Consider the following 14,439-nt stretch of genomic DNA (forward strand, 5'->3'; position numbering starts at 1 on the left):
GAACTGACCAGTGGAAATCTCGGCCGCAGGACGCTTCGAGGTCCGTATCTCCACTGCTGACGTGGGCAAACGGGTATCCGTGCGCCGTTTGGCCGGAAATGGTCTCACCGGGGAGAAGTTCACCGACACGGTGGGTGTTCTCACATCATGGGACGACGACGGCATGCTGACGATCACACGGCGGGACGGCGAGACCGTCCGGATACCGGAGTCCGCGCTGGTGGCGGCGAAGGTGGTGCCGGCCGCTCCGGCGCGCCGGCGGGGACCCGCGGCCTCGTACGGGGAGCTCGCGCGTGTCGCCTCGCGCGGGTGGCGGCCGGTGGAGAGCGAGCGGCTCGGCGAGTGGGAGCTGCGCGCGGCCGCGGGGTTCACCCGGCGCGCGAACAGCGTCCTGCCGCTCGGTGATCCCGGGCTGCCGCTGGACGCGGCGCTGGCGGCCGTACGGCGGTGGTACGGGGAGCGGGGGCTGCCCGCGTACGTGCAGACCGCGACCGGCGCCGAGGGCACCCAGGAGCTGCTCTGCGCGGAGCTGGAGCGGCGCGGGTGGCTGCGCGAGGTGAGCGCCGAGCTGTGGACCGGGGGGCTGGCTCCGGTGGCGGACCGGGCGGAGGGGGCCGGGGTGCTGCTCTCCCGGGCGGCCGGCGAGGACTGGCTGGCGCGCTACCAGCGCAAGGGCGTGAGCGAGGTCGCGCTGAAGGTGCTGGGGGGCGGGCCTTCGGTGTGGTTCGCGACCGTGCCCGGGGCTGAGGGAGGCGCGCCTGCGGCGATCGGGCGGCTGGTGGTGGACGGCCGGTGGGCCGGGTTCGCCGCCGTCGAGGTGGATCCGGGGCTGCGGCGGCGGGGGCTGGCCACCGAGGTCATGGCCGCGCTCGCGCGCCGGGCGCTGGCGGAGGGCGCGTCGGCGGCCTGGCTGCAGGTGGAGACGGACAACGCGGGGGCGCGGGCGCTGTACGGGCGACTGGGCTTCGCAGCGCATCACGCGTACCACCACTACCGGGCGCCGGAGGCGGACGGCTCCTGAATCCGGCAGGCGAGGCGGTACCGATCATTCCGAAGGGGCACGAAACAGCTATGGCTTCCGGTCAGCCACATCCACGTCCGCCGTCGTCGGGGCGGGCCGCCGAGGTACGGCGGCGGTTCGCCGCGGAGGCGCGGTCCGAGCGGCCCGATCTGGCGGCGCTGTGCCTGCTGCTGGGCGCGGCCGCCGACGGCTCGCTGGACGAGGCCGGGATCGACGCGGCGCAGATGGAACTGGACCGGCTGGCCGGGCAGCTGCCGTACCGGCCGGGCGGGCCGCACGCGTGGGCCACGGCGGCGCACCGGGTGCTGGGCGAACGGTTCGGCTTCCGGGGCACCGCGGCGGACTACCAGCGGCTGGAGTCCTCGCTGCTGCACGAGGTGCTGCGGCGCCGGCGCGGGCTGCCGATCCTGCTCTCCGTGGTGTGGCTGGAGGTCACGCGGCGGGCCGGGGCACCGGTGTACGGGGTCGCGCTGCCGGGGCACTTCGTGGTCGGGTTCGGGGCGGCCGAGGAGCAGGTGCTGGCCGATCCGTTCGACGGGGGGCGGGTGCTGACCGGGTCGGACGCGGAGCTGCTGGTGGTGGGGGCGGCGGGGGTACCGCTGGACCCGGAGATGCTGGAGCCGGCCGATCCCCTGGACGTCGTACGGCGGATCCTGAACAACGTACGGGCGTGGGCGGCGGCCCGCCCGGAGCGGTCGGACGTGGGCCTGTGGGCGGTCGACCTGTCCCTGCTGATGCCGTCGCATCCGGCGCGGCTGCGGTACGAGCGGGCGCGGTTGCTGGTGGAACGGGGCGAGTTCGCGGACGGCGCCGAGGAGTTGGAGAAGTACGCGGGGCTGATCGACGTGGTCGACGAGGGGGCGGCGGAGAAGGTACGGGGGGAGGCGCGGGCGGCGCGGGCCCGTCTCAACTGAGGGGCCATCACTCCGCCGGCCACCGTTGCTTCGCCGGTCCCCCTCGACCCGCCGCGACGGCGCTCAGCCACCGCGGCGCGGTCCGGCGGGGCCGAACTCACCGCGGGCAGGCCTCTACAGCCAGCCCTTTTCGCGTGCGATGCGGACCGCTTCCGCCCTGTTCCGTACCGCGAGCTTCTGGATCGCCGTCGAGAGGTAGTTGCGCACCGTTCCCTGCGAGAGGTGCAGCGCTGCCGCCAGTTCCGCGTTCGTGGAGCCGTCGGCCGCCGCCCGGAGGACCTCGCGCTCGCGGTCGGTCAGGGGGTTGGCGCCCTCGGCGAGGGCCGCTGCCGCGAGTGTGGGGTCGATGACGCGTTCGCCGGCGAGGACCTTGCGCACGGCCTCGGCGAGCTGGGCGGCGGGGGCGTCCTTGACGAGGAACGCGTCGGCGCCCGCCTCCATCGCGCTGCGCAGGTAGCCGGGCCGCCCGAAGGTGGTGAGGACGACCAGTTTCACCGTCGGCAGCGCCTTGTGCAGCTGGGCCGCCGCCTCGATGCCGGTGCAGCCCGGCATCTCGATGTCGAGCAGGGCCACGTCGATGTCGTTCGCCTTCGCCGCGGCCAGCACCTCGTCGCCGCGGGCGACCTGAGCGACGACCTCGATGTCGTCCTCCAGGCCCAGCAGGGCGGCCAGCGCCTCGCGGACCATCGACTGGTCCTCGGCGAGGAGGACCTTGATCGTGCTGCTCATGCCCCGGATCCTACGGCCATGCCGGAGTTGAGCGGGACCCGGGCGACCAGCCGGAAACCGCGCTTCTGGCGGCCCGCCTCCAGCGTGCCGCCCGCCTTCTCCAGCCGCTCGGTGAGCCCGGTGAGCCCATTGCCGGGGCCCTTGCCGGAGCCGCCCGAACCGTTGTCCTCCACGGCGAGTTCGAGGACCGGGCCGTCCAGGGTCTGGCGGCGCAGCAGCTCCACCGTGCAGGCACTCGCGCCGCTGTGCCGTACGACGTTGGTGATCGCCTCCCGCAGCGCCCACGCGAGGGCCGCCTCGCCGTCGTCGGGTACGCCGGCGAGGTCGGGGTCGGCCGGGATCTCGGCGGTGACCGCGGCGGCGGTCAGGGCGACCTGGGCGCCGGCCAGTTCGGCGGCGAGCCGGGGCCGCCGGTAGCCGGTGACCGCCTCGCGGACGTCCACCAGGGCCTGGCGGCTGACCTGTTCGATGTCGGAGACCTGCTGGGCCGCTTTGTCGGGGTGGTCGGGGAGCATCCGGCCGGCCAGCTCGCTCTTCAGTGTGATCAGCGAGAGAGAGTGGCCCAGCAGGTCGTGCAGGTCGCGGGCGAGGCGCAACCGTTCCTCGTTGGCGGCCAGTTGGGCGACGGTGGCGCGGGCCTTGCGCAACTCGACCGTGGTGGCGACGAGTTGCCGTATCCCGGTCATGGAGAAGCCGACCAGGAGCACCACGAGGAAGAGGCCCCAGGCCTCGTCCATGTCGTGGACGTACCAGCCCGCCAGCATCATGGCGGCGGTGGTCAGCGGGATCGTCCAGTAGGCGATCCGCAGCGGGAAGGTCACTCCGCACATCACGGAGACGTACACGAACAGGCCGAACCAGGAGCCGCCGAGGCTGAAGGCCAGGGTGATCGCGAGGGTCCACTCCACGGCGATCGCGGCGGTGACGATCCCGCCCCGGAAAGGCCTGCCCATGGAGCGGAAGACGATGGTCAGGTAGATCCCGACGAAGGCCGTCAGACCCGCCCAGCCGGCCGCCGTGGCCCCGCTGGAGTGGCGGCCGGAGGCCAGGTCCTGCGCCGGGGAGGCCAGGAAGAACAGCCAGGGCAGGACCCACACCAGCTTGCGCATCGCCTCGATCCGGTTGCGGGGCGGCTGGCCGATCCGCACCAGCCGGTCCGCCCGCGCTTCGTCCTCGGACCGCAGGTCTTCCGTCATCGTGCTCACGCCTTCAGCGTGTCCTTCCGGTACAGCCAGGCCGCGCCGCCGACGAACAGGGCGAAGAAGACGACGAGGATGGCGATGTCCTGGGCGCGCGGGGCCTGGCTCTGCTCGATGGCCCGTCCCAGTGCAGCGTACGCGTGCGTGGGCAGCCACTTCGCGATGTCCTGGAGCCAGGTCGGGAAGGAGGAGGACGGCCACCACAGGCCGCCGAGGATCGACAGGCCGAAGTAGGTGATCATCGTGATCGGGCGGACCGCGTCGCCGCTCGCCAGATACCCGATGGCGACGCCGAGCGCGGCGAAGACCAGGCTGCCGGCCCAGATCGCGCCGGTCAGCGCGAACCACTGCCAGGCGTCCAGGCGTACGTCCTTCACGGTCGCGGCGACCAGGAAGACGACCACGATGGACGGCAGGCTCACCACGGCGGCGCTGGCGGTCTTGGCGAGGACGTAGCCGCGGCCGGGCAGCGTGGTCAGCCGCAGCTGCCGTACCCAGCCGCTCTCGCGCTCCTTGGCGATGCGCTCGCTGTTGCCCATCAGGACGGCGGTGAGGGCGCCGAAGGAGGCCATGGAGACCATGACGTAGGCGGCGACGGACAGGCCGGAGTTGTCGACGGTGTCGCCGGTGCCGCCCTGGCTGGCGACCAGCAGGAAGATGATCGAGGGGTAGATCACCGAGAAGAACAGGAACTTGCGGTTGCGCAGGGCGCGGGCGAGCTCCAGCTTGATCAGGGCGTTCACGACTGCGTGGCCTCCTTGGCCTCTTCGGCCTCCGTGATGGCGACGAAGGCCTGCTCCAGACCGAGCCCGGCGACTTCGAGGTTGCGGGGGTAGACGCCGAGGCCGTACAGGGCGTGCACGGTGGCGTCGGCGTCGGACGACTGCATGCGGATCGTCTGGCCGCTCACGTCGACGGCGGTGAGGAAGGGCAGCGCCCGCAGCGGCGCCTCGTCGATCTCGCCCTCCAGGTCGAAGGAGATCCGCCGGGCCCCCGCCTTGGCCTTGATCTCGGCGGCCGTGCCGTCGGCGAGCAGCCGTCCCCGGTGCAGCACCAGCACCCGGTCGGCGATGGCGTCGGCCTCTTCGAGGTAGTGGGTGGCGAAGAGGACGGTACGGCCCTGGTCGGCCTGTTCCCGCATGGTGGCCCAGAACGCCTGGCGGGCCGAGACGTCCATGCCGGTGGTGGGCTCGTCCAGGACGATCAGGTCGCTGTCGCCGGCGGTGGCGAGGGCGAAGCGGACGCGCTGGGACTGGCCGCCGGAGAGCTTGTTGACCTTGCGGTCGGCGATCTGCGAGATGCCCGCGCGGGCGAGGACGTCGGTGACCTTGTAGGGCTTGGGGTGCAGCTGGCAGGCGAGCTTGACGAGTTCGGCGACCGTGACCTCGTCCATCAGGCCGCCGCTCTGCAGCATCGCGCCCACGCGCCCGGCGACGATGGCCTCGCGCGGGCTCAGGCCGAACACGCTGACCTTGCCGGCGTCGGCCTGCTTGAGGCCGAGCAGCAGGTCGAGCGTGGTCGATTTCCCCGCGCCGTTGGGCCCGAGCAGGGCCACGGTCTCCCCCGGGTGCAGCCGCAGCGAGAGCCCGTCGACGGCCCGCACGTTCCCGTAGGTCTTGCTCACTTGGTCGAACCCGACCACCACCGGGGTCCCGGTGGCCGTCGTCGCCGCTGTCGTCGTCATGCCTCCATGCTGGCGGCGAGCCCCCGGCCGGGGGCAGTGCCGGTCGTCCGGAGAGCCGCATGACAGATGTCATGAGCAGCGCGTGACAAGCACGAAGGGGCGCCCGGTGAGCACCGGGCGCCCCCTCTTTGGGCCTGCGTCAGTTGGGGTTGGTGTCGATGACTCCGATGCGCTGCGCCGCCGTCTTGCCGACCAGCGCCTTGCGTAGCGCGGAGGCGACGTCCTGCGGGGTGACAGCCGTCTTCTGCCCGGTGCCCCGGGTGATCAGTACGCCGTCGAAGGTGCTGCCGTACGCCTCCTTGAGCGCCTCCAGGTTGTACGTCTCCACCAGCTTTCCGTCTACTGCCTTGAAGCCGAGGATCTTCGGCAGTGAAAGGGCGCCGAACGGGATGCTGTGCGCCGCGTCCGTCTGCACGTAGGCCTTGTTCGACATCGCCGGCTCCGCGAACGCCTTCATCTCGCGGTCGACCTCGGCGTTGGTGACCGTCGGCTGCTGGGTGGTCGTCGGAACGGTCACCGCGGAGGCGGTGCCGGTCTCGACCATCGTCTCGTACGCCTGCTCGATCGCCTTCGTGGAGCCGGCCGCGTCGATGCCCTTGCCCGCCTTGCCGTAGACCGCGACGGCCTTGCCGGAGGTGAACTTGATCGTGCCCTCGGTGACCGAGCCGGAGCTGCCGCCGAGGTCCTTGAGGGCGGCCTGGAGCTTCTCCTCGTCGACCGGCATGACGGGGTCGACGACCCGCTTCTGGCCGAACAGCGAGCCGATCACGGAGACCGGGTTGTAGTCGCTCTTGGCGGCCGCCTCGACGGTGTTCTGCATGTCGAACTGGAGGCCCGCCTGGTCCGGCGGCAGCGAGACGGTCTTGCCGTCGACGGACAGCTTCAGCGGCTGGTTCACGTGCTTCCCGAAGGCGTCGTCGAGCTTCTTGACGGCGTCGTCGCGGGTGCCGCCGCCGATGTCGACGCCGAGCACGGTGGTGCCCTTGGGCACGTCGGAGTGGTTCATGAGCAGCCCGGCGCCGTAGACGCCGAGGCCGGCGACCACGACGACGCCGCCGAGCAGCGGCAGCTTGCCGCGCTTCTTCTTGGCCTTCGCCTTGCCCTTGCCCTTGGCCCCGGCCGGGGGCGGCGAGACCGGCTCGGGCAGCTTCGGGGGCGTGTGCGGCAGCGGCCCGTCGGTGGGCGCGCCCGGCGCGAACGGGGAGTTGGCGCCCGGCGGCACGACCGGGATGCCGCTGGTGACGGTGTGCCCGGAGACATTGTCGGCCGGGGAGCCGTAGCCGGGCATGCCCGGTTCGGGGGCGGGCTTCTGCGGGGTGAGGATCGCGGTGTCGTCGCTCAGGCCGCCGCCGGGGAGACCGGGGCCGCCGGGGGCGGTGCGCGCGCCGGGCCGGGCCGGGGCGCCGCTACGGGCGCGAGGACCGCCGGGGCCGGCGGGACCGCCGCCGGGACCCGCGGGACCGCTCGGGGCACCGAAGGGCTCGCCGCCGCTGAAGGCGCCGCCTGCCGCGCCGTTCACGCTGCCCGGGCCGGGCTGGCCGCCGAAGGGCTCGCCGCCGTTGACCGGCGGGACGAACGGGCCGTCGCCGGTGACCGGGCCGCCGGTGGGGCCTGCCGGGCCCTGCGGGCCGCCGAGCCCGCCCGGCCCGCCCGGCCCGCTGAAGCCGCTGGGGCCGCCGGGACCTGCCGGGCCGCCGCCGGGCACGCCGGGGCCGCTCTGGGCGCCGTTCTGGCCGCCGCCGTTGTCGGAGAAGTACGGCAGGTCGTCGCGGCGGGCGTCGCCGCCGGCCGTCGCGCCGCCCCGGGAGCCGCCGAGCGGGCCCGCGGCGAGCGCCTCGGTCACGTCGAAGGAGCCGGTGCCGCCGCCGTGGCCGGGGGCCACCGGGCCGCCGGTCGCGCCCGCGGGCAGCCCCGCGCCGTTGGTCCCGCCGGACCGGGACGTGCCCGGCACGCTCATGGAGCCGACGACACCGCCGGGACGGCCGCCGCCCGGCCGCGCACCGCCCTGGGTCGCCGGGCCGCTCGGTGCCGTGCCGTTCGGGGCCGCGGCGGGCGAACCTGCGGGCGTACCGGCACCGTTGGTGGCGCCGCCGCGCGGACCGCCCTTGGCCGGGCCGGACTTGCGCGGTGCGAACCAGTCGCTGGCCTTCTCCTCGCCGCCCGGCGCGGGCGCCTGCTCGGCGGCGGGCGGCTCCACGGTGCCGGTCGACATGGCGGCGCCTGCCGGCCACGCGTGCGAGCCCGTCTCCTCGCCCGTGCCGCCCACGGCGCCCGTGCCGCCCACGGCGCCCGTGCCGCCCTCGACGTCCGCGACAGGGGTACGGACGACCACGGGCGGAATCGGCCGGGAGCCGGGGATGTTGATCCGGATCCGCGTCGTCAGGGTGGTCTCGGTCTTGCGTTCCTCCGGCTGGGCGGCCGAACGGGCCGCGTCCGTACCGTCGTCGGAAGCCATGGGGGTCCCGTACGGCGGCGTGCCCGAGGGGTATGCGGATCCACCGCGCCCGTCGGGCCCGGAGGACGGAGTGTCAGTTTCACGACTCAAGGCAGGTTCTCCCGGTTGGCTCCACCGCCCGTGACGACCTCGCTGGGGCGGCTCGGCGGCGCGCACCACCATACTGGCCACTTCTGACGCTTATCCCACGACCGCTGGGGAAACCCACACCGGACTCGCACGGGCGCCCCACGGCGAAGTGGTACGTCACTTGCCAAGTCGGGCGCCGCCGGCTTCGGGTTGCCGCCCCAAACCCATTGTGGCGCAGATCACAGCCAGCGCCATGCCACCGAGCAGGAAGAGGTACGAGCCCCCTCCCGCGCCGAACAGGAAGTCGCCCTCCGGCCTGCTGGCGGTGAGGAAGATGACGGCGACGACCCAGCCGAACGCGGGTGCGACGGCTCCGGAGCGGCTCGCCATGGCCCGGGCCCCGCCGAGGAAGAGCCCGGCGGCGCCGGCCAGGGCGAGCAGCAGCCCGCCCGGGAACCAGCCGGCCTGGACGAGGGCGCCCGCGGCGCCGACCACGGCCCCGAGCACGACCAGCCCGACGAGGGCCGCGACCCGTCTCGCCGAGGGCGCCTGCAGGGGTTGCGCGAGCATCGACCCGCGTCCTCCGGAACTCATGACGCCTCCCCGAGGCCCGCGAAGAGATCGGTCTCGCGCGCCGCGCCCGGCTCGCCGCCCACCCGCTCGTAGAACTCCGTGGTGAACAAGGGCTGGGCCAGCTCGTTGGAGAGCGCGAAGTAGCGGGCGCCGTGCGGCGCCACCTCGACCTGCGTGGCGTGGGCGGCCATCGCGGCGGCCTTCGCGCCGGCGTACGAGGTGCCGTCGATCTCGGTGGTGACCCGGCGGTCGTCGACCACGCCCGGTACGTCGTCGACGGCGGCGGACTTGGCGAAGGGCAGCCCCGGCAGCTCGTCCTGGAGCCTGGCGAAGGCGGCCTCGGCGACCGTGCGCGGCACGCGGTTCCAGTAGACCTTGGGGATGCGGTGGCCGGCCTCGGCGGCCAGCTCGACGGCTCTCATGGCGACCCGGTGGGCCTGGATGTGGTCCGGATGGCCGTACCCGCCGTTGTCGTCGTACGTGACGAGGACCTGCGGGCGGGTCTCCAGGATGACCTCGGCCAGCCGCCCGGCGGCCTCGTCGACGTCGGCCTGCCAGAAGCAGCCGGGCGCGTCGTTGTCCGGTACGCCCATCATCCCGGAGTCGCGGTAGCGGCCGGGACCGCCGAGCAGCCGGAAGTCGTCGACACCGAGCTCGCGCATGGCGGTGGTGAGCTCGCCCAGCCGGTACTCGCCCAGCGCGGGGCCGGTGAGATGCCGCAGCTCGGGCGGGATGACCTCGCCGCCCTCGCCGAGCGTGCAGGTGACCAGCGTCACATGGGCACCCTGGGCCGTATAGCGGGCCATGGTGGCGCCGTTGTTGATCGACTCGTCGTCCGGGTGCGCGTGCACGAGCAACAGACGGCGCGCGAAGCGCGAGGGGGGTCCCCCCGGCCAAAGGCTGGGGGCGGGCAGTTCCGTCATGTGCCCACCCTACGAAACGACACCGACAGTGCCGCGCAGCCCCGGTCGACCGGTACGAAAAGTGATCGGGGTCAGAACTTGATACTGCCGATCATGCTGGCGACGTTCGTCGTCAGATCGCTGATCGTCGGTGCGATGGTCGAGGAGGCGAGATAGAAGCCGAGCAGGATGCAGACAACCGCGTGGCCGCCCTTCAGACCTGACTTCCTGATCAGCAGGAAGACGATGATCGCCAGCAGCACCACCGCCGAAATCGAGAGTGCCACGGCGGCTCACCTCCAAAGATCCCAGGGATGCGGGGGGTTCGGACTATGGGGGTTGTAGACCAGATGTAGATCGGTACAGCAAATCCATGCGCATGCCAGCAGGTTCATACCCACCCAGCGGTAGTGATCATAACTATGCGTGCTCGCGCATCGCTCGGCGCACGGCCGCACAAGGGGGCGCATGGCCAATATGGTCGGGGGATGACGACCGAGGCTGTCTCATTCCCCCGCCGGCACGCCCGCACCCAGCGTTTCACGCTCGGCGCGCCGCGCGCGTTCACCGTGGCCCCCGACGGCTCCCGCGTGGCGTTTCTCCGCTCCGGCTCCGGCACCGACCGCGCCAACTCCCTCTGGGTCCTTGACGTACCGGGCGGCGAGGAGCGCCTCGCGGCGGACCCGCGCACCCTGCTCGGCGGCGCCGAGGAACACCTCTCGCCCCAGGAGCGGGCCCGTCGCGAACGCAGCCGGGAGGGTGGTGCCGGCATCGTCGGCTACGCCACCGACACGGCTCTGGAGTTGGCGTCTTTCGCCTTGTCAGGACGGCTTTTCACGGCCGAGCTCAGGGCCGGTACGGCACGTGAACTCACCGTCCCCGGGCCGGTGATCGACCCGCGTCCGTCCCCCGACGGGCGCCATGTCGCGTACGTCGCGGCGGGCGCCCTGCGCGTGGTGGGTGCCGAGGGCGCGGGCGACCGGGCGCTCGCGGAGCCGGAGTCGGAACAGGTCACCTACGGATTGGCCGAGTTCATCGCAGCCGAGGAGATGGGGCGTTCGCGCGGCTTCTGGTGGTCGCCGGAGTCCGACCGGCTGCTCGTGGCGCGCGTGGACGACACGCCGGTACAGCGGTGGTGGATCGCCGACCCCGCCCACCCGGGGCGTGAGCCACATCATGTCGCCTACCCGGCGGCGGGCACCGCGAACGCGGACGTACGCCTGTTCGTCCACGACCTCGACGGGGAGCGCAGGGAGGTCTCCTGGGACCGGGCACGCTATCCGTACGTGGCGCATGTGCACTGGTCAGAGGCGGGTGCACCGCTGCTGCTCGTACAGGCGCGCGACCAGCGCAGCCAGCTGTTCCTGGCCGTGGACCCGGGGTCGGGGGCGACCCGGATGGTGCACGCCGACGAAGATCCAACATGGCTTGAACTGTTCGGCGGGGTGCCCTGCTGGAGCCCCTCCGGACAGCTGGTCCGGATCGCCGACGAGGGCGGCGCCCGGGTGCTCGCGGTGGGTGAACGGCCGCTCACGGGACCCCAGTTGCACATCCATGCGGTTCTCGACGTGACCGCCGATGACGTGCTGGTCTCCGCGTCCGCCGGCGAGGAGGCCGAGTCCCCCGAGATCGGCGAGGTGCACGTCTACCGCGTGAACGAGCTCGGCGTGGAGCGCGTGTCGCAGGAGCCCGGCGTGCATACGGCGGTGCGCGCCGGGGGCGTGACCGTACTGGTCTCCGCCACCCTGGACCGCCCGGGCACCCGGGCCCAGGTACTGCATGACGGAAAGCATCTGGCGACTGTCACGTCATATGCCGAAGACCCCAGTTTGTCCCCGCGCGTGACACTCACCGAGGGGGGCGCACGCCGAATTCCGTGCGCCGTGCTTATGCCACAGGACTACCACGGGGACACTCCCCTTCCGGTTTTGCTGGACCCGTACGGGGGTCCGCACGGCCAGCGGGTGGTCGCCGCGCACAACGCCCACCTGACCTCCCAGTGGTTCGCCGACCAGGGCTTCGCGGTGATCGTCGCCGACGGCCGGGGCACCCCGGGCCGCTCCCCCGCCTGGGAGAAGTCCATCAAGGACGACGTCGCGGCGATCGTCCTGCAGGACCAGGTCGACGCCCTCCAGGCGCTCGCCGCCGACTTCCCCCTCGACCTGACCAAGGTGGCGATCCGCGGCTGGTCCTTCGGCGGCTACCTCGCCGCCCTCGCGGCCCTGCGCCGCCCGGACGTCTTCCACGCGGCGGTGGTGGGCGCCCCGGTGACCGACCTGCGCCTGTACGACACCCACTACCAGGAGCGCTACCTCGGCCACCCCGGCGAGCAGCCGGAGGTCTACCGGCGCAACTCGGTGATCGACGACGCCGGCCTGGTCGACGCCGCCGAACCCCACCGCCCGATGATGATCATCCACGGCCTGGCGGACGACAACGTGGTCGTGGCCCACTCCCTCCGCCTCTCCAGCGCTCTGCTGGCGGCAGGCCGCCCGCACGAGGTCCTGCCTCTGTCGGGCGTGACCCACATGACCCCACAGGAACAGGTGGCGGAGAACCTCTTGCTGCTCCAACTGGACTTCCTGAAGAGGTCACTGGGCTTGGTGTAACGCGCCCCAAAGGGGCGCTGGGGGTCCCCCCGGCCGAAGGCTGGGGGAGGAACTGCGCGACCAGCCCCCACGCACCCGCACACGGCAACGGGCCGGGATGACATGGCGCATCCCGGCCCGTTTACGGCACCCGCACGGCCGTACGCTGTTAAGCGTGCCGCGTCCGTATATCGGGACCGGGTCGCCGAAGTTGCCTGTGTGTTAACGAGATTGACCCCGGTTCGTCCCGCTACGCACCCCCGTCACCAAGATCGTCCGGCGCTTCCCCGGCCCGCTCCTCCGGCGGCACCACCCGCTTCTCCTCCGCGAAGTGGCAGGCGGAGGCATGCGCCGCCGGCCCCGACGCGAGCCGGAACACCTCGGGCACCGCGAGCAACGGCACCTCCACCGCACACCGCTCCTCGGCCTTCCAGCACCTCGTGCGGAACCGGCACCCCGACGGAATGTTCGTCGGCGACGGCACGTCCCCGCTCAGGATGATCCGCTCCCGGTGTTCCCGCGCCTCCGGGTCCGGTACCGGCACCGCGGAGAGCAGGGCCTGGGTGTAGGGGTGGGTCGGGTGGTCGTAGATCTCCTCGTCCTTGCCGATCTCCACGATCCGCCCGAGGTACATCACCCCGACCCGGTCCGAGATGTGCCGCACGATCGACAGGTCGTGGGCGATGAAGACGTACGACAGGTCGAAGTCGTTCTGGAGCCGGTCGAGCAGGTTGATCACCTGGGCCTGCACGGAGACGTCGAGCGCGGACACCGGTTCGTCGGCGACGATCACCTCGGGGCGCAGCGCCAGCCCCCGTGCGATGCCGATGCGTTGCCGCTGGCCGCCGGAGAACTGGTGCGGATAGCGGTTGATGTACTCGGGGTTGAGCCCCACGACGTCCAGCAGCTCCTGGACCCGCTTGCGCCGGTCGCCCTTGGGAGCCGCCTCCGGATGGATCTCGTACGGCTCCCCGATGATGTCGCCGACGGTCATCCTGGGATTGAGGGAGGTGTACGGGTCCTGGAAGACCATCTGGATGTTGCGGCGGACGGCCTTGAGCGCCCGCCCGCTCAACCTGGTGATGTCCTCGCCCTTGTACTTGATCAACCCCGCCGTCGGCCGCTCAAGATTGACGAGCATCTTGGCGACCGTCGACTTGCCGCAGCCGGACTCCCCGACGATGCCGAGCGTCTCGCCTTTGTTGAGCACGAAGTCAACACCGTCGACGGCCTTGACGGCACCGATCTGTTTCCTGATCAAGATGCCTTGGGTCAAGGGGTAGTACTTGACCAGTCCACTCACTTCCAGGATCGGATCAACCACCCTCTCAACCATTGAGGCACTCCCTCCAGAAGTGACAGGCACTGCCCCGGTGTTGATCCACCTCGTACAGCGGCGGCTCGTCGGTACGGCACACGTCCTGGGCCATGGGGCAGCGCGGGTTGAAGGCGCACCCCGGAGGGATGTTCATCAGGTTGGGCGGCAGGCCCTTGATGGCGTAGAGCTCCTGCCCCTTCTGGTCGAGGCGCGGGATCGAGTCGAGGAGCCCGCGTGTGTAGGGGTGGGCCGGCGCCTTGTAGATGTCGTGCACGGGCGCGGACTCGACGATCCGCCCCGCGTACATGACGGCGATCCGGTCCGCGACGTCGGCGACCACCCCCAGGTCGTGGGTGATGAGGATCAGCCCCATGCGGTACTCGCGCTGCAACTCCGCGAGCAGGTCCATGACCTGGGCCTGCACGGTCACGTCCAGGGCGGTCGTCGGCTCGTCGGCGATGATGAGCGCCGGTTCCAGGGCCAGCGCCATGGCGATCATGATGCGCTGCCGCATGCCCCCGGAGAACTGGTGCGGATAGTCCCGCACCCGCTGGGCGGCGCCCGGGATCCGCACCCGGTCCATCAGCTCGACGGCCCTCGCCCGCGCGTCCTTCCTGGACATCCCCCGGTGCACGACGAACATCTCGCCGAGCTGGTCGCCCACGCTCAGCACCGGGTTGAGCGCCGACAACGCGTCCTGGAAGATCATCGCCATCTCGGCGCCCCGGATCTTCCGCCTCTCCTCTTCTTTCAGCTTCAGCAGATCCTGCCCCCGGAAGAGGATCTCGCCCCCGCCGATCCGCCCGGGCGGCACGTCCAGGATCCCCATCACGGCCTGGGCGGTCACCGACTTCCCCGACCCCGACTCGCCCAGCACGGCCAGCGTCTCCCCCGCGTCGACGGCGTACGAGACGCCGTTGACCGCCTTCGCGACCCCGTCTCGCGTCCGGAACTCCACGTGCAGATCGCGCACTTCGAGCAGCACGG

13 protein-coding genes are annotated in these 14,439 nt (G+C 72.2%); 3 read left to right on the forward strand and 10 right to left on the reverse strand.

What is annotated here, in order from left to right; genetic code table 11:
- The first annotated feature begins 10 nt into the window (after positions 1–10).
- Together ABT137_RS21525 and ABT137_RS21530 are read left to right on the forward strand one after the other, a co-directional pair.
- Positions 11–1,021, forward strand: coding sequence for a GNAT family N-acetyltransferase (locus ABT137_RS21525; protein WP_351711149.1), 1,011 nt, complete (start codon positions 11–13; stop codon positions 1,019–1,021).
- Between the two features lie 50 nt (positions 1,022–1,071).
- Positions 1,072–1,935, forward strand: coding sequence for a transglutaminase-like and tetratricopeptide repeat-containing protein (locus tag ABT137_RS21530; RefSeq protein ID WP_351711151.1), 864 nt, complete (start codon positions 1,072–1,074; stop codon positions 1,933–1,935).
- 114 nt (positions 1,936–2,049) lie between these two features.
- Here ABT137_RS21530 and ABT137_RS21535 read toward each other — a convergent pair whose 3' ends face one another.
- The 8 genes from ABT137_RS21535 to ABT137_RS21570 all read right to left on the reverse strand — a co-directional run bounded on the left by ABT137_RS21535 (position 2,050) and on the right by ABT137_RS21570 (position 9,833).
- Positions 2,050–2,664: a response regulator transcription factor gene (locus tag ABT137_RS21535; protein WP_351711153.1), complete on the reverse strand. Its 615-nt coding sequence runs from the start codon at positions 2,662–2,664 to the stop codon at positions 2,050–2,052.
- The gene (locus ABT137_RS21540; RefSeq protein WP_351711365.1) at positions 2,661–3,860 is read right to left on the reverse strand and encodes a sensor histidine kinase; all 1,200 of its coding nucleotides are present in this window, start codon (positions 3,858–3,860) and stop codon (positions 2,661–2,663) included. The genes ABT137_RS21535 and ABT137_RS21540 overlap by 4 nt, the downstream gene beginning before the upstream one ends.
- Before the next feature lie 5 nt (positions 3,861–3,865).
- Positions 3,866–4,606 (reverse strand): ABC transporter permease, encoded by a 741-nt coding sequence (locus ABT137_RS21545; protein WP_351711155.1) that lies wholly within the window; start codon positions 4,604–4,606, stop codon positions 3,866–3,868.
- A complete protein-coding gene (locus tag ABT137_RS21550) occupies positions 4,603–5,547 on the reverse strand; it encodes an ABC transporter ATP-binding protein (protein ID WP_351711157.1) in 945 nt (314 codons plus the stop codon). Before ABT137_RS21550 ends, ABT137_RS21545 begins: the two co-directional genes overlap by 4 nt.
- 139 nt (positions 5,548–5,686) lie before the next feature.
- Complete coding sequence (locus ABT137_RS21555) at positions 5,687–8,092, reverse strand: peptidoglycan binding domain-containing protein (protein WP_502984558.1); 2,406 nt, start codon at positions 8,090–8,092, stop codon at positions 5,687–5,689.
- Positions 8,093–8,248: 156 nt separating this feature from the next.
- On the reverse strand, positions 8,249–8,665 hold the full coding sequence (locus ABT137_RS21560) for a DUF6113 family protein (protein WP_351711161.1): 417 nt from the start codon (positions 8,663–8,665) through the stop codon (positions 8,249–8,251).
- Complete coding sequence (gene mshB, locus ABT137_RS21565; protein ID WP_351711163.1) at positions 8,662–9,567, reverse strand: N-acetyl-1-D-myo-inositol-2-amino-2-deoxy-alpha-D-glucopyranoside deacetylase; 906 nt, start codon at positions 9,565–9,567, stop codon at positions 8,662–8,664. Before mshB ends, ABT137_RS21560 begins: the two co-directional genes overlap by 4 nt.
- Positions 9,568–9,638: 71 nt before the next feature.
- Complete coding sequence (locus tag ABT137_RS21570) at positions 9,639–9,833, reverse strand: hypothetical protein (RefSeq protein WP_351711165.1); 195 nt, start codon at positions 9,831–9,833, stop codon at positions 9,639–9,641.
- 201 nt (positions 9,834–10,034) lie between these two features.
- On the opposite strand from ABT137_RS21570, the gene ABT137_RS21575 reads away from it, so the two are divergent.
- Positions 10,035–12,155 (forward strand): prolyl oligopeptidase family serine peptidase, encoded by a 2,121-nt coding sequence (locus tag ABT137_RS21575; RefSeq protein ID WP_351711167.1) that lies wholly within the window; start codon positions 10,035–10,037, stop codon positions 12,153–12,155.
- A gap of 229 nt (positions 12,156–12,384) precedes the next feature.
- Here the strand turns inward: ABT137_RS21575 and ABT137_RS21580 are convergent, their stop codons facing one another.
- Positions 12,385–13,470, reverse strand: coding sequence for an ABC transporter ATP-binding protein (locus ABT137_RS21580; RefSeq protein WP_351711169.1), 1,086 nt, complete (start codon positions 13,468–13,470; stop codon positions 12,385–12,387).
- Positions 13,463–14,437 (reverse strand): ABC transporter ATP-binding protein, encoded by a 975-nt coding sequence (locus ABT137_RS21585; protein ID WP_351711367.1) that lies wholly within the window; start codon positions 14,435–14,437, stop codon positions 13,463–13,465. The genes ABT137_RS21580 and ABT137_RS21585 overlap by 8 nt, the downstream gene beginning before the upstream one ends.
- Positions 14,438–14,439: the final 2 nt, after the last annotated feature.

The organism is Streptomyces sp. NPDC001980 (assembly GCF_040296885.1).
Lineage (GTDB): Bacteria > Actinomycetota > Actinomycetes > Streptomycetales > Streptomycetaceae > Streptomyces.

Bases quoted from the DNA above. Each gene is read 5' to 3' on its own strand.
- ABT137_RS21550 (WP_351711157.1), bottom strand. From the start codon at position 5,547: ATGACGACGACAGCGGCGACGACGGCCACCGGGACCCCGGTGGTGGTC.
- ABT137_RS21540 (WP_351711365.1), bottom strand. From the start codon at position 3,860: ATGACGGAAGACCTGCGGTCCGAGGACGAAGCGCGGGCGGACCGGCTG.
- ABT137_RS21535 (WP_351711153.1), bottom strand. From the start codon at position 2,664: ATGAGCAGCACGATCAAGGTCCTCCTCGCCGAGGACCAGTCGATGGTC.
- mshB (WP_351711163.1), bottom strand. From the start codon at position 9,567: ATGACGGAACTGCCCGCCCCCAGCCTTTGGCCGGGGGGACCCCCCTCG.
- ABT137_RS21575 (WP_351711167.1), top strand. From the start codon at position 10,035: ATGACGACCGAGGCTGTCTCATTCCCCCGCCGGCACGCCCGCACCCAG.
- ABT137_RS21580 (WP_351711169.1), bottom strand. From the start codon at position 13,470: ATGGTTGAGAGGGTGGTTGATCCGATCCTGGAAGTGAGTGGACTGGTC.
- ABT137_RS21530 (WP_351711151.1), top strand. From the start codon at position 1,072: ATGGCTTCCGGTCAGCCACATCCACGTCCGCCGTCGTCGGGGCGGGCC.
- ABT137_RS21560 (WP_351711161.1), bottom strand. From the start codon at position 8,665: ATGAGTTCCGGAGGACGCGGGTCGATGCTCGCGCAACCCCTGCAGGCG.